Source organism: Brevibacillus sp. HB1.4B (genome assembly GCF_013284285.1).
GTDB lineage: Bacteria > Bacillota > Bacilli > Brevibacillales > Brevibacillaceae > Brevibacillus > Brevibacillus porteri.
This window is the reverse complement of the sequence record NZ_JABSUT010000013.1, coordinates 75611-93244: the sequence shown is the minus strand read 5'-3', so window position 1 is coordinate 93244 and position 17634 is coordinate 75611. Positions and strand designations below refer to the sequence as shown.

17 protein-coding genes and 1 riboswitch are annotated in these 17634 nt (G+C 49.6%); of the genes, 6 read left to right on the top strand and 11 right to left on the bottom strand.

Features of this window, described 5'->3' with window-relative positions:
- The first annotated feature begins 65 nt into the window (after nucleotides 1–65).
- Nucleotides 66–824, top strand: a complete 759-nt coding sequence (locus HP398_RS26350; protein WP_173624110.1) for an HAD-IIB family hydrolase — start codon at nucleotides 66–68, stop codon at nucleotides 822–824.
- A 415-nt stretch (nucleotides 825–1239) separates the two neighbouring features.
- Nucleotides 1240–1932 (top strand): M24 family metallopeptidase, encoded by a 693-nt coding sequence (locus HP398_RS26345; protein WP_173624143.1) that lies wholly within the window; start codon nucleotides 1240–1242, stop codon nucleotides 1930–1932.
- A gap of 68 nt (nucleotides 1933–2000) precedes the next feature.
- Here the strand turns inward: HP398_RS26345 and HP398_RS26340 are convergent, their stop codons facing one another.
- The 10 genes from HP398_RS26340 to HP398_RS26295 all read right to left on the bottom strand — a co-directional run bounded on the left by HP398_RS26340 (nucleotide 2001) and on the right by HP398_RS26295 (nucleotide 13119).
- Nucleotides 2001–2816 (bottom strand): ABC transporter permease, encoded by an 816-nt coding sequence (locus tag HP398_RS26340; RefSeq protein ID WP_017247237.1) that lies wholly within the window; start codon nucleotides 2814–2816, stop codon nucleotides 2001–2003.
- The gene (locus HP398_RS26335; protein ID WP_017247238.1) at nucleotides 2813–3799 is read right to left on the bottom strand and encodes an ABC transporter ATP-binding protein; all 987 of its coding nucleotides are present in this window, start codon (nucleotides 3797–3799) and stop codon (nucleotides 2813–2815) included. Before HP398_RS26335 ends, HP398_RS26340 begins: the two co-directional genes overlap by 4 nt.
- A 17-nt stretch (nucleotides 3800–3816) precedes the next feature.
- Nucleotides 3817–4626, bottom strand: a complete 810-nt coding sequence (locus HP398_RS26330) for an ABC transporter permease (RefSeq protein ID WP_173624109.1) — start codon at nucleotides 4624–4626, stop codon at nucleotides 3817–3819.
- A 1-nt stretch (nucleotide 4627) separates the two neighbouring features.
- Entirely contained in the window at nucleotides 4628–5725 is a 1098-nt protein-coding gene (locus HP398_RS26325) for an ArsR/SmtB family transcription factor (RefSeq protein ID WP_173624108.1), read from the bottom strand.
- Nucleotides 5726–5877: 152 nt separating this feature from the next.
- Nucleotides 5878–7191: a DUF4129 domain-containing protein gene (locus HP398_RS26320; RefSeq protein WP_254476383.1), complete on the bottom strand. Its 1314-nt coding sequence runs from the start codon at nucleotides 7189–7191 to the stop codon at nucleotides 5878–5880.
- An 11-nt stretch (nucleotides 7192–7202) separates the two neighbouring features.
- A complete protein-coding gene (locus HP398_RS26315; RefSeq protein WP_173624106.1) occupies nucleotides 7203–8393 on the bottom strand; it encodes a DUF58 domain-containing protein in 1191 nt (396 codons plus the stop codon).
- A gap of 4 nt (nucleotides 8394–8397) precedes the next feature.
- Nucleotides 8398–9336, bottom strand: coding sequence for an AAA family ATPase (locus tag HP398_RS26310; protein ID WP_173624105.1), 939 nt, complete (start codon nucleotides 9334–9336; stop codon nucleotides 8398–8400).
- 48 nt (nucleotides 9337–9384) lie between these two features.
- Nucleotides 9385–10611 (bottom strand): MFS transporter, encoded by a 1227-nt coding sequence (locus HP398_RS26305; protein WP_173624104.1) that lies wholly within the window; start codon nucleotides 10609–10611, stop codon nucleotides 9385–9387.
- Complete coding sequence (locus tag HP398_RS26300; protein WP_017247245.1) at nucleotides 10608–11657, bottom strand: ArsR/SmtB family transcription factor; 1050 nt, start codon at nucleotides 11655–11657, stop codon at nucleotides 10608–10610. The genes HP398_RS26305 and HP398_RS26300 overlap by 4 nt, the downstream gene beginning before the upstream one ends.
- 157 nt (nucleotides 11658–11814) lie before the next feature.
- Complete coding sequence (locus tag HP398_RS26295) at nucleotides 11815–13119, bottom strand: homocysteine synthase (RefSeq protein ID WP_173624103.1); 1305 nt, start codon at nucleotides 13117–13119, stop codon at nucleotides 11815–11817.
- 89 nt (nucleotides 13120–13208) lie between these two features.
- Nucleotides 13209–13315: riboswitch (SAM riboswitch) on the bottom strand.
- A 312-nt stretch (nucleotides 13316–13627) separates the two neighbouring features.
- Here HP398_RS26295 and HP398_RS26290 point away from each other — a divergent pair.
- Together HP398_RS26290 and HP398_RS26285 are read left to right on the top strand one after the other, a co-directional pair.
- Nucleotides 13628–13939 (top strand): rhodanese-like domain-containing protein, encoded by a 312-nt coding sequence (locus HP398_RS26290; protein ID WP_173624102.1) that lies wholly within the window; start codon nucleotides 13628–13630, stop codon nucleotides 13937–13939.
- Nucleotides 13940–14020: 81 nt separating this feature from the next.
- The gene (locus tag HP398_RS26285) at nucleotides 14021–14647 is read left to right on the top strand and encodes an SCO family protein (protein WP_238144610.1); all 627 of its coding nucleotides are present in this window, start codon (nucleotides 14021–14023) and stop codon (nucleotides 14645–14647) included.
- Here HP398_RS26285 and HP398_RS26280 read toward each other — a convergent pair.
- Nucleotides 14644–14982: a YqzG/YhdC family protein gene (locus HP398_RS26280; RefSeq protein ID WP_173624101.1), complete on the bottom strand. Its 339-nt coding sequence runs from the start codon at nucleotides 14980–14982 to the stop codon at nucleotides 14644–14646. The two genes, HP398_RS26285 and HP398_RS26280, sit on opposite strands and share 4 nt — an antisense overlap.
- A gap of 103 nt (nucleotides 14983–15085) precedes the next feature.
- Here HP398_RS26280 and HP398_RS26275 point away from each other — a divergent pair, with 103 nt between their 5' ends.
- Together HP398_RS26275 and rnjA are read left to right on the top strand one after the other, a co-directional pair.
- Entirely contained in the window at nucleotides 15086–15856 is a 771-nt protein-coding gene (locus tag HP398_RS26275) for a hypothetical protein (protein ID WP_173624100.1), read from the top strand.
- Between the two features lie 98 nt (nucleotides 15857–15954).
- Nucleotides 15955–17625, top strand: a complete 1671-nt coding sequence (gene rnjA / locus HP398_RS26270) for a ribonuclease J1 (RefSeq protein ID WP_017247251.1) — start codon at nucleotides 15955–15957, stop codon at nucleotides 17623–17625.
- The last annotated feature ends 9 nt before the right edge of the window (nucleotides 17626–17634 follow it).

The window sequence follows — 17634 nt, the reverse complement described above, 5'->3', positions numbered from 1 at the left end:
TCCCTTTGGCCCCAGACGGCTATCCATTACGATGGACAGGACAGCGATTAGAAAGGGTGGGAAAAATGAAGTTCATTTTTGATCTGGACGGGACGATCTGCTTCAAGGGTCAACCGATCTCAACAAACATTTTGGATAGCCTGCTTGCACTCGAACAAGCGGGACATACGGTGGGTTTCGCCTCCGCAAGACCGTGTCGTGACATGCTGCCTGTCCTCGATGAGCGGTTTGCCAACCATCTCCTCATTGGCGCGAATGGAGCGATGACGCATCACCAAGGAAGCTTGCAGGGCTGCGTGCCGATCCCGGATCGTTTGGCACATGAAATCATCAGCATTCTCGATGATTATCGCGCGCAGTATTTCATCGATGACTCGTGGAATTACGCACATAATTGTGTGTCGACCCATCCTTTTTTGAGCTATATCGATCCCAATCGGACAGCCAGCCGCGTGGACGTAGATCAACTGAATGCCGTGCTGAAAATCCTGATTTTATCGTGTGACCGTTATGAAGAATTGATGGCGAGAATCAAGGAACTTGATGTTACGCTGCATTTTCATTCGGCAGAAGGCATTCTCGACCTCACTTATCGGGGAGTGAATAAATGGGCGGCCCTGAATCGGTTCGATGTGGCAGGGGAGCCGTTCATCTGCTTTGGCAATGACATGAATGATTTGCCGCTATTTGAAAAAGCGCATTATTCCGTATTGATTGGCGAGTATGAACCGCTGCTTTCACTGGCAAAAGAAAAAATCACCATGGATGATCATGTGGAGCAATCTATTATCGCAAAATTGCGAGAGCTGGGCGCGAACAACTGAATGATGAAAAACGTCCGAATGGTGGAGATCCGGACGCTTGTTTCCATCAACGATTATTGGATCATCTCAGCACAACACCAACCGCATACACTTTGCAGCCGATCAGGATCTTCCCAGCAACAGGCTCTGCATCTCATGCTTCTTTCTCTGGGAGGATTTTGTCTAGAATAAGGATCACGATCAGGATGACGAGGAGTAGAATACTGCACCAAACGACCATTTACTTTCTTGAATCCTTTGTTGCGGGATTTATTCCTTCTCAATGATGATCACTCCTTTTGATGGGATACGTTAGGGTATGCTCAAAAATTTCTATGGAATAGACATGCATCCCCAATTACAAAAAATGGGATCAATCACTTGTTCTTCTAAATCCATCTGCGGGTTGCTACATTTTCTAGGAGGCTATGACATGATGAATCCATCATTGGAAAAGAGACATCAGGCACTGCGCGAAGCAGAGACCAAAGCGGAGTTTTTATTTGCCACAATCGAAGAGAAGGGCATTATTCGCAGCGGCGTGACGGAAAAGGATATCAACAAGGAGATTTACGAGCTGGCCTTTCAATTGTTCGGGATCAAGAAATACTGGCATAAGCGAATTGTGCGAGCGGGAAGAAACACGTTGTTTCCGTACCGAGAAAATCCACCGAACTTGACTGTCACTCCCGAAGATATTGTCTTTCTCGATTTCGGGCCTATTTTTGAGGACTGGGAGGCTGATCTCGGGCGGACGTATGTGCTTGGAAATGATCCGGTAAAACAAAAGCTGCGCGACGATATTGAAAAAGCGTGGGACGAGGGCAAGGCTTACTTTTTGTCCAAGCCGGATATTACGAGCAGCGAGCTGTTTGCCTACATGTGCGAGCGCGCTAAAGCATACGGCTGGGAGTACGGTGGTCCGCACGCAGGGCATCTCATCGGCGAATTCCCGCATGAAATAATTCAAGGGGAGGATATCGTCAACTATGTTCACCCTGACAATCACAAGCCAATGAGAGAGCCGGATCATAACGGACGCCCGCGCGATTGGATCCTGGAGGTTCATTTTATTGATCGGGAACGAGAAATTGGGGGATTTGTAGAGAAGCTGTTGACGGTGGAGTAAGAGGGAAATAAGAAAACGCCTTTTCCAATTAGGAAAGGGCGTTCTTTATTTACCTATTCTTTGCCTTACTAATACATCACCATGTTCCCGGTCTTTTTCATATGCTTCTCCGCTTGCTTCAACAACACGACGGTCGCTGTCACGAGCACCAGCAAGACGGTGGCTAGCAGTCCCATACTCGGCAGCAGTGTTTGCAACGATGCTCCCTCCATCAGCAGCTCACGAATCAACTGAAGTGCGTAGGTCAGGGGAAAGCAAAAGGAAATGACCTTGGCCCAAACCGGAAAGGCCATCGGGGGTAGGCGGACACCGGAAAAGATCAGCATCGGCTCATCCAGCACGGTGTACAAAAAGCTCGAATCGCGTGAAAACAGAAAGAGTACACAGAGAAAGCCGCCCCAGACAATGGCCGATACCAGCAAAATGAGGAAGGCGAGTGGAGGTGCCCACCAGCCGCTCAGCTGAATGCCATCGACAAAAAACAAGGCTAACAGGACAAAGCAAAAGAACAGCCAGACCCCCTCGATCAGTGAGGAAAGCGAACGCCCGTACAGAAAAGCGAGCCGGTTGACCGGGCTGATGAAGATCATTTCCATGGTTCCTGCTTGTCGTTCAAAGCTCATTTGCCATGACGACTGTACCAGGCACCAATAAAAGATATAGCCTAAATAGCCAGTCAACAGGAACAACGGCAACTGCTCGTAGCTGATGAACCGGGCTAGAGGGGAATCAGCTCCCATCCGAAACGGGGCAAACGAATAATATGCGGTTACAAAATTGATAACGGGCCAGACCAAGAGCGAGAAGTAGATCATTTTGCTGTGAAACGAATGGCGATGCTCCTTGATGATTTCGGCCAAAAGCAGACTGCCTAGCTGTTTCATGCCCCCCTCCGATCTGCCATGTGCAGGATGACGTCCTCCAGAGATGGCTGTTGCGTGGAGAGACGCAAGACAGGGGATTGGTGGGCAGCCAAGAGGGAAAGTAATGGCGTCGTCATATCCGTTTTGCCTCGTAACGTCACTTCCCAGGTCTGCTCGTCTGTTTCTGCGATTTCCCGTGAGCCGCCATAATCCAGAGCCAGCTGGCGCAGATCGTAATCGAGCGAGTCGGAGAGAGAGGGGATCACTACCTGTAAGGCTGTATCTAGATGGAGCGATTTGGTCAGGTGCTCCGGTGTATCATGCGCCACGAGCCTTCCTTTATCGATGATGTATACCTCGTCGCAAAGCTCTTCTACCTCATGAATGTAGTGGCTGGTCAGCAGAATGGCTTTTCCATGTTGAGAAGCGAGCTCACTCACATGCTTGCGAAGCTGCCGGGCAATGGGGGCGTCCAAGCCGAGAGTCGGTTCGTCAAGGAACAGGTAGTGCGGATCATTGATCAGGCCCCGAGCGATTTGTAGTCGCTGCTTCATGCCTTTGGAATAACGCTCGACTGGGGTGTTGGCCGCCTCATACAGGCCAACCTGCAAGAGTAATGAATCGATCCGATCGCGCAAGGCCTGCCCTTGCAAACCGTACAGACTACCGAAGTATTGCAGGTTTTCCCGCCCTGTCAGCCGCCAGTACAGCATGCGCTCGCCTCCTGCGATCATGTTGACCTTGGCTTTGACGAAACGATCGTCCTTTACCGCGTCGTACCCGTCTACCGTGATTGTGCCGCTGGTTGGGGTGAGCAGCGTGGAGCACATCTTGATCGTTGTTGTTTTTCCTGCCCCATTAATACCTAACAATCCAATGATTTTGCCGGGTACCATGCGAAAGGACAGATCAGCGACTGCCTCGACCTCTGTCCATTGCTGGCGAAACCAGCCTTTTTTCTCCTTCACCCGGTATACCTTCCGTACATTCTCTGCAATCAGCATGATCGTTGTCCTCCTTGTTATCCAAAAATCGATTCCATGACGCGTTTTTCCATCTTACGAATGCCCCACACCCCGATGACGAGATAGACGAGGGACAGGGCTGCCATATGAAACAGCTGTGGTGAAACAGCATGCAGCGGCGCTCCTTGAATCACACATTGCCGAAAAGCATCCAGCGCAGGCGCGAGCGGCATGATGAGACAGAGCGGTTGCAGCCATTCAGGTAAATATGGAATCGGAAACGTGACTCCACTGACAAAGGCCATCACGGCAAACAGCGTGTTTTGTGTGATGTACGTATCGCGGAACCAAAGCATGAGACTGCCCAATACGAGCGCTTGGCAAAAGAAAGCCCCTGTAGACAATATCCAGACAAGAACGGCGCTCCATACGTTCGTATGAGAGAGCGTGAGTCCAAACAACGCCCCTACAAGCACAATCACCGAAAATTCGAACAAAGTACGCATGAGTTGTTGGGCGACATTCCCCAAAAAGTACCCCCTGCGCAAGGAAGGGGTGAGCAAAACAGCCTCCAAGGTCCCTTCCCGAAGCTCCGTAATGAGTGAGCGGCTGACATTCATCAAGGTCGAGACGGCAAACGCATAAAAAGCTCCGCCGAGGATGGCGTACGACAAGTAATCGGACGAGCCGGTGAGATGTGCGAAATTCTCGTCCAACTGTCCGGCAAAAACATAGTGATAGGCGAAGAAGGCGAACAGCACCGTATACACCCCGGAAAAAATGTGGCCGATGACAAACGACCACGGATAGGCACGAATCATCACGCGGGTATTGCGGATAAAGGTAGCTTTGGCGACATGAAACACGTTATTTCCTCCGTTCTGGGGGATGTGATGAAGTAGGTGGAGCGAGAATTCCGGGAACAGGCATATCGATGAACTCATGCAGATCGACGGCGAGTTGTTCCAGCCGTGATGCAATCGCGCGGTAAAACACATACCGTCCCCGCCGTTCACTCCAGATAAACCCTGTGTCTACCAACAGATTCAAGTGCTTGTTGACGGCAGGCTCACTGATGTTGTGCAGGTCAGCCAACTGCTGCGTGCAGTAAGGATGAGCCAATAACGATTTGAGAATCGCTGTCCGCGTCGGGTCACTGAACACCTTCATTTTGCTGATAAAGTCAGCGGGAATCACTGAGGTAGCTCTGGTGCCGGGAACGTCAACGGTTAAGCACACGGAGATATGGTCGTCGTAAATGCCTAGCAACAAATGCGGCGAGACAAACGTTGAGACACGCAAATGGATACGAGCCAGCTCCGAATAGCCAAATGTGTACGTTTTTGCCTTGTGAAATTGCAAGAAGTCTTCGTGCACCTTCAAGCGCGGGTGTACCTGCGACAAAAACGGAATCGGATCAAGCTTGATCTGCTCTTGTGCTTCATGTACGGCGCGGATGAGCCACGGTTCAATCCGCCGTTCTTCTGCCTGGAAAACAGGCAGGTAGTCGTAGCAAAACTCTAGAAAACTGCGCTTGGTCGAGAGTGGATGGCGCAAAAGCTCCCGATGCTCCGGTTTCAGCTCATCAAAAATCTCGTCTGTACGTCCTTGCATCCAAGTGTGAAGTTGTCTGGGATGATAGACGGGACCGATCATGAGTTGGGCAAACTCGCCAGCATCCATCGCCTGTACACGCTCCAATGCGGCCTCAACAGAATGCTCAAAGCACTCCTCCCAAGGTGCTAGGAAGTCCATAGCATCGAGAAACTGATTGGACATGGAACTAAAATAGTGGAGCTTTTTCAAGAGCGGGGCAGGTAAAGCAGTGAGCAATTTCTCCGCCCAATGCAAGCGGGAGGTGTGATGCTCCGGCTTAGCAAGCACATGGAGACTTAAGAAAAACTCATAGCCAGGTATGTATGCGACATGAAGATGCTTACGCAGCCAGTCAGGTAAATCTTGCACCGAGCATCCTCCTTTCTTATTCAATTAACCATTTGGTGAATTTAATTTGGGAGTGGGCAAAATTGAAGAAATTATGCCGGAGGGACATCCCGATGTCAAGAGAAAAAGAAAACAACCACGGCTAACGGGTAGCACGTGGTTGTGGGACAGTATTACGTCTCAGAGAAACGAGAGCCGAGCGTCTGCACGGCTTGCTGCATCGCTGTCAAATTGGCTTCGGGAAGCGACTTTTCCTGATAGCGATATTGCTGATAGTAACGTGTGATGCGAGCGACTGCATCCAGTTGACCTGCATCTAGCAAGGACTTTTCGTGCAGCCGATTGAAAAACTCTTGGGGTGTCTCGTGCAGCTCGATTGGCATGCCTTGCTTCTCCATGAGGACGAGAAATTGATAGTAGGCGTACCTGGTGGGGTCATCCTCTGGACCAACAGGCTGTTTGAACCATTTGGCAGAGCCATCTTCTGTGCTTTCTTCACTGGAAGAGGGAGGAACAGTGGTCAATACGGTATTTTGTACAGCCGCCACTTCTTTTTCCAGCGTAATCGTCCCCTTGAAGCGCTTTTTCCATATGTACCTGCCGAGCAGGATCACACAGGCGAGGATGAAGGCAATGATTAAGTATGGCTGTAGAACAGAAAAGAGTGGTTCTCCGAGCTGTATTTGCACACTGGGGTTATCTGGTTTTTGTCCTGTATTTTCCGTTAATAACTGAATCGCTGCTTGTTTTTGGCTCGCCCTCTCGTACAAGCGTTCAAACAATTCCACAATGAAAATAAGCACAGGCTCAAAGAGCGTATACAGACCATCGCTGACAGGTCCTTTAATCCAACTCCAGATCCAATAGATGAGACCAAGTACGATAGAACCGACAGCCAAATAACCTGCGATCAAAAGAAAACGAGTGCCAAGCACTTGACTGCCGAGTAGCATGCTAATGCGAACAGGCAGCCTCGTAGAAAGTGATCCTTCCCGCAGTACAAACGCCCCAATCGCCACCAAAATATAGCTGAGAGTAATGAGGACAAGCATGGAAAAAGAGGCTGCGAGCGAATAGGAACCCGGGTCAACGATGGAGGTGTAAAGTACCGCTAACACAAGCTGTATCAGGCCCGCCATCAGTGCCAGAACAAATCTGCGTTGCAGACTGTCATGTCGATAACCTTCCGATGCAGCACTTTGTACTCTCCAAAAATAAACAGCAGCCAGTATAAGCGCGATGAGCCAGGAATCGTAGAGGTAGAAGCTGCTCATTCCTATGACAAACACAATGGGATATAGCAACAGATGGAGCATCAAGCGACCGCCACCACCATGGTACAACCAGCTCCCAGCCATGAGCAGTGGCGCTGCGACTAGGCAAAACGAGAGAAGTTGACCAAAACCTGCTGTCATATACCCAAACAAGATCAGGAAAACGCCCGTCAGCATGGCCTCCAGCCAAAACGCGAGCGTCCAGCGCCCCATCAAGGAGAGTGTCATCCCATCATCACGCTCCTTTTTTTCAAACGAGCATGCTCAAAACGCTGGATGATGACAGGGTCAGAAGAAACATCCAGTACCGCAACCTGATGACCGCGTTGAACAAGGCGCTCCGCGGAGGCTTGTACGGATTGGTCCATTCGTGGTGTCACAATGAGAATGGCTTCCTTCCCATGGGCTTCCTCTAACCGGCGAAGAACAGTCGTCAGTGGCGTTGTCACAAAATGATGCATTTGCGCCAGTTGACTCATGACGTGCAGGTGGTGCGCCTTGCCACTTCCCGCAGGCAAATGAAAATGCTCACGTCCTCGTTGCTTCACGGTTAGGTACAGCTCGTATCCGACTGATTTTCTCCTGCACTGGCCAGCTAAAGCCGCAAGACAGGAGATCGTCCGTTCATTGGTCGTATCGTTATACTTTTGCATCATCGGTTCATAGGAGGGTAGGATATGCCCGACGATTCGCCAGTTCGGATGGGCTGTATACTCGAAAAGGCGCGTTTCCAGTGAGCCTGTTTTGGCGGTTGCCTTCCAATGGATGTGCTTGAAACGGTCGCCTGGCATATACGACCGAACGCCACGCTGAAAAGTGACATCGTCTAGTTGGCGCTGACGAGAAATCCGATTCCCATCTGGTTCCGTTTCAGCAAGCACGACAGGAGAAAGAGCAAGAGGCAACGGATAGACCAGCAAGGAAAAGGAAATCGACAATGTCATAGCGGTAGGCTCCTCGCCCAATAACGGCAATGTCTCGGATTGCACATCCGTCAGCCAGACCGTGCCTCGCTTGTTCGGGATGAGAATCAAGGTGCGTGTAGCACTTTGTCGCATCGGCAAATCAAAGCGCAGGCGAACGCTCGTCCGATGATTGAGGAGTCGCACCTCGTCTGCACCTTCCACCGAGACATGCTCTGGCAATGTGAAGCGAAGCCAGGTAGCAGGCAAAGGCAGCCACGAACGATTGTGCAAGCGAACTGTAATGTGCACGGGGGTCCCTGACAGGACGCGCGTTTGATCACTGGACCATTCGAATGACACCCATTTGGACATGGATTTGACCCACCAGTCTTGTGCAGCGGGGAGAAAAAAGAAAAAGCCCCCAAACAGAAAGAAAAACCAGTGGCCGGAAAAAACGGCGAAGAGTAGCAAGACAAAACCGATTACGTGAAAGGTTTGCTTGGTGATCATAGCGCTACACGCTTTCTTCGACGGGAGCGGGGACGCTAGTCAAAATTTGCTCTACGACTTCCTGCTCCGTCACATGCAGCTCTGCTTCCATGGAGAGGCGAATGCGGTGAGCTGCCAGACTGGGGAACACCACTTTCACATCATCCGGCAAGACATAAGTACGACCAGAAACGAACGCGTAAGCCTGGGCGGATCGCAACAGGGCGAGCATGGCACGCGGACTGATGCCCACCTCGACCGAACGATGCTGGCGAGTCGCTTCCGTCAGATCGATGATATAGTCTTCCACCGGTTGACTGACATGAACGGTCGTGACCTCGCGTTGCAGAGCCGCAATTTGCTCGACAGTGATGACCGGCTCGACGGCCTCTAATGGGGAGCCACTGCGGAATCTCCGCAAAATTTCTTTGGCATCCTCTCGCGTACCATAGCCAAGAGACAGCTTGAAAAGGAAGCGGTCCAACTGTGCTTCTGGCAATGGATAGGTTCCTTCCGATTCAATCGGATTTTGGGTCGCAATGACCAGCATGGTCGATGGAAGTGGCAAGGTGACGCCTTCGATCGTGACCTGGCGTTCCTCCATGCATTCCAGCAAGCCGGATTGAGTCCTGGGAGTGGCTCGGTTTATTTCATCTGCGAGCAAGACATCTGCAAAAACAGGTCCCTTGCGCAGTTCGAATTCACTTGTTCGCTGATTGAATACGTGTAGACCGACGACATCAGATGGCAGTAGATCCGCAGTAAATTGCAGGCGGTTGTAAGAACCGCCAATCGCTTGCGCCAATGTTTTGGCAAGCACGGTTTTTCCCATTCCGGGCAAGTCCTCCAGCAATACGTGACCACGGGCGAGCAAGGCCGTTACCAATAGGCGGATCTGACTTTCCTTGCCCACGATAACGCTGCTGATAACATGCTGAAGGTTATCCGATGTCGGATGAGTCATGAAAATTCTCCTTTTCCCATTCAAAATTTAGGAGCCATACGCTTTTTATTATATAGGGAATATCCTGTTATTTACAAATTTTCGAAATAATATTCCCCCCAGCGCGGCGAGCACGATGACGGCACCTACAGAGATGTAAAGAGGGCGAATCCCTACCTGATCGCTTAGCTGTCCGCCAAGCCAAATACCGACGGGCATCGTCGCACGCACGATGAGCAGGCGGACAGACAGTACACGCCCCATCAACTCGGAAGGAACGTGAAGCTGATACAAGCTCGTGCTATGTACTTGGAAAAAAGGAGCAAACAGACCAGCCAGTAGTTCGATGGTGATGGCAAGCCAGATGTCATGGGTAAAGCCTATCGCAACAAAGCTTAAGCCACCTAATACCAGTGATCCCAACATGATCAGGGGCTGACCAAGGCAGTTACGGAAGCGTGGCACGAGCAAGGAGCCGAAGAAATATCCCAACGGATAACCAGCCAAAAACAAGCCTACATGAAACGAGGTGCCTTGTAGCTCGCCGACTACAAAAGGCAGGTTTAGTACGAGTGTGACTCCGACAGCAAATTGGACGAGAGCTGAGTACAGGCCAAGCCAGAGTAGAAGGGGCTTCTGCCAAAAGATCGCAAGACCAGCCTTAAACATGACAAACCACGATTGCTTCTTGCTGGCGGTATCTGCTGGGGCGATTGGACAAAGAACCAGAAAGAAACCGCTGAGCGCATAGCTGATCGCGACCAATGCGAGTACTGACTCGCCGCCGATACTGGCTACGAGAATCCCAGCCAAAGGAGGACCTGTAATCAAGGCAATGCGCAGGACACTATCCAAATAGGCATTGGCTTGGAGGAGCTGCTCTCTTTTGACCAGAACAGGGAGGAGCGATTGGCTGGCTGGCACATATAGCGGTTGAACGAGACCGTTGATCAAGGCAGTGAAATACAACGGCCAGAGCGATTCTGTCCCAGAAGTAATGACCACAAAGGACAAACAAAACGCAGCAGCTCGCATCCATTGAGAAAAAAGCATGACACGCTTCTTGTCGAATCGGTCGATGTACGGTCCGGCTACCAACTGAATAGCGAGCGACGGTATGAAATACAGCAGCCACATCTGTCCGACCGCACCTTGTGAGCCTGTTGCCTGATAGATTAACCAGCTATTGGCGAGGGTACCGAGTGAGGCCCCGAGTTCGGAAATGAGCTGACCAAAAAGAATCCAACGATAAGAACGCTGCTGCCAGACAGAGGCTTGTACCGCAGTTTGGTTCATGGGGCGCTCCTGTCCAGGAATTCATCCCATATCAGGGGTAGTTTGTCCAGAGTATGACGGCGGAGTCTGTAACGGGAGCCGACTGTTTCAACGAGATGGGCAGACCGCAGCATGGACAGGTGATGGTGCACTGTCGATTTTGCCATAGAGAGTTGCTCTGTTATTTCTTGCAGACTCAGGTCCTTTTCCGCGAGCATTTTGACCATGCGCAGCCTGTGCTCATCTCCGAGTGCTTTTAAGGCTTGCACCAGTGAAGGGGGTGGCTGATTTGGATCTACAGCATCGTGCAAATTTTCGTCGGCAACAGAGTAATAAAAAATTTTCGTCCCGACAGCATCGGCCTGTACGGTCCACGGGCGATAGATCGCTTGTGGGATCAGCAGCACGCGTGTCACGGCAGGCTCAGGGAGGTAGCTCGATCCTGTCGCATACTCCACCAAGGCTTCCGGGGTGAGCTTCCCTAGCTTGTTTTGCTTTTGCGACCAATCCCGTTCTAGCATACGAACGATTTCTTCCTCATGCGGCTTGATGTGGGTGCCATACCAGCCTTCCATCAATCGGAGAATATGACTCCGCAGCTCTTCTGCATCAACGGAAGTAATATGTCCGATATACGATTCAAAAAAGAGGTGCGCGCGGCACGCTTCCTGTAAAGCGGCGCAATCCTCTTTGCTTCCTTGTGCAGCCTTCCAACGTGCTTCTTGCATATTCTCACCTAGATAAGGGAGGGCCTCGTATCGGAGCTGTTCTGTTGAGAGCTCTCTGACATACGAGAGAAATGAATCCAGATCAGCGAAAGGGCAAAGATCGAGCAGTTGCAAAAGCGTCTTCCACGTGTTGTGCTCCTTCGCATAGTCGACCTCTTGCCGTACAGAAGGCGATAGCTCGTCCAACAGTTGACGCCAGTAGGCAGGGGGGTGTTCCATCGTGTGATGCAATTGATCGTAGGTAGCAGCAGCGATTCCCAAGGCAGCTTCGAATAAAGGAGAATACGAGATCTCCACGCGATACGTTGTCCGTTCACTTCCGATGTTCAAAACTTTCACGTCTATTCATCCTTCCAAAATTTGTACATCATTATGTATTTTATAAATAACGAATGTAAAATTCAATATTTTTCGAACGTGAATAAAAAAATAAAAAAGAAGAATCATAAATCTCTATCCAGAGAGATCATGATTCTTCTTTCTTTTGAAGGTACGGTTAACCTACCGTGGATAATTGCAACGCACGCTGCAATGCCTGCTCCAGATCAGAAATGATATCGTCGATCGATTCTGTACCGACGGAGAGGCGAATAAGTCCGGGGGTCACTCCGGCTGCTGCCTGCTCTTCTTCTGTCATTTGCTGATGTGTTGTGCTAGCTGGATGAATGATGAGTGATTTGGAATCCCCGACATTTGCGAGATGGGAGAACAGCTTCACGGACTCGATCAACGTTTTTCCTGCCTCAACGCCACCGCGAATTCCAAAGGTCAGGATCGCGCCAGCACCTTTTGGCAAATATTTTTGTGCCAACTCACGCTGGGAGTCTGACTCGAGTCCTGGATAACTCACCCACTCTACGGCAGAGTGATTGGCGAGGAATTGGGCTACTGCCAAGGCGTTCTGGCTATGCCGTTCGATGCGCAGATGCAGTGTTTCTAATCCTTGCAGGAACAAGAAGGAATTGATCGGGGCGACGGCAGCACCAATATCGCGCTGGAGCTGGACGCGCGCCTTGATAATATAGGCGAGCGGACCGACTGCCTCTGTATAGACAACGCCATGGTAGCTTGGGTCTGGTGTAGTCAGACCTGGGAATTTTCCGTTGTTCCAGTCAAATTTTCCAGAGTCTACGATAATACCGCCAATTGCTGTTCCGTGGCCGCCGATGAATTTGGTGGTGGAGTGCACGACAATATCGGCCCCGTGCTCAAAAGGACGGCACAAAATCGGAGTCGCGAAGGTGTTGTCCACGATCAAAGGTACGCCATTTTCGTGGGCAATATGGGCGATCGCCTCAATATCAGCGACATCAATGCGTGGATTGCCGATCGTCTCGCAAAACACGGCTTTTGTCTTTTCATTGATATAAGCACGGAAATTTTCCGGATTGGATTGATCAGCAAAATGAACGTTGATACCGAGGCGGGGAAGCGTGTGGGCGAACAGGTTGTAGGTACCGCCATAGAGACTGCTGGAAGCGACGATCTCGTCTCCTGCATGCGCAATATTTAAGATGGCGAATGTAATGGCAGCTTGCCCGGATGCGGTCGCTAATGCACCAACACCACCTTCGAGCAGGGCAACACGCTTCTCAAACACATCCTGGGTCGGATTCATGATGCGTGTATAGATGTTCCCAAACTCTTTTAAGCCAAACAGATTGGCTGCATGCTCCGTATCGCGGAAAACGTAGGAGGTCGTCTGATAGATCGGAACAGCACGTGAGCCTGTTACAGGGTCAACCTCTTGCCCACCGTGTACCGCAAGCGTTTCTGGCTTCCATTGTTGTTGATCGGACATGTTCATCTCTCCTTCTACTATGAAATCGACTAATAAAAAAACGGAGCATTCTCCTGAGAAGAAGAAGGCTCCGATCATGCACGGGCTTGTGTTCATCTCTCAGAATCACTGGATTCTGCAGGAATTGGCACCATGCAGCTAGTCTGCTGGTTGCCGGGCTTCGTAGGGCCTGTCCCTCCACCGCTCTTGATGAGAAAAGTTGTTGTCGTAATTGTATGAAAATAAAACCTTGCTGTCAATGTGGAATTTGTAGTTATCAGGGAGGTTTTTGTGTATATATGGATGAAAGGTGTTTCACTCATGCCATTAATTTGTAACGCTTTTGCCTCAAGCTGTTCACATCCCGTGTGGCTACTGCCACAGCGAAATAGGAGATAATGGTAGAAAATAGGGAGCATAGATGCAGGGTAAAGCCAAGTGCTCTTAGCGTTAGAAAAGTAAAAAAGCGTGTGATATCATGGAGGTGGTTACAACTGATCTGATCGTACATATAGGAGGATAAATAGCGATGAGCCATGGAGTAAAGGAAATGACACCACAAGAGCTGTTGGAAAAGCTGGAAGCCAAAGAGGAGCTGCAAATCATTGATGTACGTGAAGTTGATGAGTGGAATGCAGGTCACATTAAAGAGGCGAAGCTGATCCCACTCGGCTTTTTGCCACATCGTATCGATGAGCTGGATAAGAACATTCCGATTGTGATGGTTTGCCGTAGTGGTGCCAGAAGCCATAATGCTACAGCGTATTTGAGTGAACAAGGATATGACGTGGCGAATATGGTTGGCGGCATGCTCGCATGGCCAGGTGAAGTAGAACAGTAAGAAGTGATAGAAACAGTGTGAATGCCTCCCGCGTGTAATCAGGAGGCATCACGCATGGGACAAGCAGGGAGGAAGCAACCCGTGAGTGAAGGAACACAATTGCAGCAGGAATCTGGGATAAAAAAACATTGGTTTCCTGTGTTAGCTGGTATTATCCTTTTGGCTATCGTCGGAGTATTTGGTTATAAGTACATGACACAAGAGAAGATCGAAGTATTGAAGCCCATCGCGGACTTCACCTTAGACAACAGTAACGGAACAACCTATACCTTTAATGAAAGTGCTGGTAAGGTACGACTGGTTGAGTTTATGTTTACCAAATGTCCGGATATTTGTCCGGCTACCACGTACAACATGGCCAAGCTGCAAGATCAGTTGAAGGAAAAGGGACTGTTTGGAGACAAAGTTGAGTTTATCTCCATTTCCTTTGACCCTGATAACGATACGCCAGAAGTCTTGCAGGAGTACGCAGCCAAGTTCAAGGCAGATCAGAGTGGCTGGAAGTTCCTGCGCGGTGACGCTCAGGCTGTAGAGAAAGTGACGAAGGATTTTGGTCTGATGGTAATGAAGCAGCCAGATGGTTCTTATGCGCATACGGCTCGCATGTTCCTTGTGGATGGAGATGGAAACATGCGCCGCGCGTACGGGATGGCAGCTGACATGGACATGGAAGTCATGATGAAAGAGATGGAACAGCTCGCTGACTAGCGGGTCTCCTCATAGGAGATGTTTACGACTTCTTCTGTCTGATTCACAAATTCAATATGAACGAGTAACGCCCACCTGCGATTGCTTTCTTGAAGCAAGAGCTTAAACGTCTCTTCTGACGTGGTGGGCGTTTTTTGTTTTCGTCCCACGTGCAGGTAGTCCACAATTTGAGCGTTTGGATATCGCTTCATCGTTTCCTGCATCGCGAGCCTGCCCCATTTTGCATAGGGAGGCTGGGCATAGGTAGGAAACGTCTGAAATAGAAGAAGGAAAAGTACGGGACAGAGAAGGGGCATCATGTTCCGATAGCGAAATAGGCGACGAGCGGTTTGCATTTGCTAATCCCTCTCCTTTTCGAAATGGTTTGCCATGTATTTTGAAGACTTTTCGGAATATCATTCGTAGAAAATAATGACAATGAAGTGAGGGAGGTTTTCGATGCATTACTTGCTGATTCCCTTATTTGGCGTTCCTGTTTTGGTGGGGGTTCTTGCGGCAATATTCCAAAAGCCTCCTTTCTGGAAAAAATGGGGGCCCACGATTGCTTCAGCCATATTGATTTACGGAGGTTGCTTCGCTGCGAATGTACATTGGCAAATGAAGTATGGTATTCCGGTGTTACCTACGGCGGCCGACTTGGAGCTATTTTTATACTTTTGTATCCTGTTGGTGTTTGTTTGTATCCTCATGTATATTGGCTTCTTGATCACGATGAGAAAACAGTTTTGGAAAATGAACCTCGTTTTTCTATGCACAGCCTTTGGCTTGTTTAGCTTTTTTGCTGCTGCCTTTTTAGGTATGGGACCCTTTTTGAAAAAAGCGGAGTACGTCACCGTCGTACAAAAAGCAAAAGACAAGTGGAGAGCGGCGAAGATGGACAATGAGAAGCCCATTGATCTCGCCATCGTATACAGCAGACAAGATTGTACCAAAAATTGTGCAGGGTATCCGTATACAAGTCTCATCCTGGTACGGAATCAGTCGGATCAGCCGGTGGAGATTGATTTGAAACTGCGATTGCAAAACAAAAGTGGCGTCGTAGTAAAAGAAATCGAAGCCGTACCACTAAAGCTCTCTTCAGGAGAAATTACGGAGGTATGGACGGGCGATTCCTATGCAAAGGACGACTTCTGGGCGAGAGCCAGTGTCGTTACCGATGAAAGAGTTGCTGATTTGGAGTATCAGTATTCAATTATTGACCGAAGATGAATGTGTGGAATAGACAAGACTGTGTGAAACGAACGTCATACGTTGTGATATAATAAGAATGGCATGCTTGGTTCGGATTCCCATAATCATGCACGACGATGTTAGGAGGAAAGAGTTTGAGCGACGTTAAGATTTTCGCGATGGGCGGCCTCGGCGAGATCGGAAAAAATATGTACTGCGTCGAGTATGAGGACGAAATCATCATCATTGACTGCGGGGTGAAATTCCCTGAGAATGAAATGTTTGGTATTGACCTGGTTATCCCGGATGTTTCCTATTTAGTGGATAACCAGCACAAGATTAAAGCACTTTTATTAACGCACGGACATGAGGATCACATTGGTGCGATTCCTTATATTTTACGGCAAATCAAGGTGCCGATTTACGGTGGTCGTCTGACCCTGGGCTTGGTCAAGGCGAAGCTGGAAGAGCACCGTTTGCAAAATGAAGTGAAGCTGATTCCGATTTCGGAAGATACGGAAATTCCTTTTGCGAAGCTGAAGGCGACATTCTTCCGGACGAACCACAGTATTCCTGATTCTTTGGGAATTGTGCTCCATACACCAGAGGGAATGGTCATTCACACAGGTGACTTCAAGTTTGACATGACACCAGTCGGACAAACAACAGAGTACGGAAAAATTGCACGCATTGGTGCGAGCGGTGACGTTTTGGCGCTTTTGTCTGATAGTACGAACAGTGAGCGTCCTGGATTTACGATGTCAGAGAGAGCGGTAGGGGAAGGGATTCTCGATGTGGTACGCAAAGCGCGTGGTCGCATCATTCTGGCTACCTTCGCTTCCAACGTACATCGCCTCCAACAGGTGGTAGATGCTGCGGAGCAATGCAATCGCAAAGTGGCGGTTATTGGCCGCAGTATGGAAAAGGTTTTCTTGATTGGACAAGAACTGGGCTATATCCAGATGCCAGAGGGCATGCTGATTGATATTAAGCACATCGACAACTACGCAGACAATCAAGTGCTGATTATTTGCACAGGCAGCCAAGGTGAGCCGATGGCAGCGTTGACCCGGATTGCAGCCGGTTCGCATCGTACCGTTTCCATTTATCCGGAAGATACGGTGATCATTTCTGCATCTCCGATCCCAGGAAATACGATCAACGTAAGCCGCACGATAGACAAGCTGTTCCGTGCAGGTGCCAACGTAGTATTGAGTCACGAATTTGATATTCACGCATCGGGTCATGGCAGCAGCGAAGAGTTGAAGCTCATGCTCAACTTCATTCGTCCGAAATATTTCATCCCGATCCACGGGGAATACCGGATGCTCAAGACTCACTCCAAGCTGGCCCAACAGGTTGGGATCGAGGAGAGCAACATCTTTATTATGGACAACGGCGAAGTACTGAATTGCAACCGCGAAAAAGCGTGGCTCAGTAAAGTGCAAGCAGGGATTGTCCTCATTGATGGCAGTGGTATCGGCGACGTCGGCAATATCGTTCTGCGCGATCGCAAGCATTTGGCTGAGGATGGCTTGATGGTCGTGGTTGTCAGCCTCGATATGAAGAACTTCAAAATTTTGACGGGCCCAGATATCGTGAGCCGTGGCTTCGTATACGTACGCGGTTCGGAATCCTTGATTCAGGAAGCGACACAGCTCGTTCGTGGTCGTCTGCAGGAAGCATTGGATAAGAAAATCAAAGAATGGTCTGAGCTGAAGTCACAGATTAATGAAGTGATCAAGCCGTTCATTTACGAAAAGACAGGCCGTAATCCAATGATTCTTACCATTTTGATGGAAGTGTAGCTCCTGCTT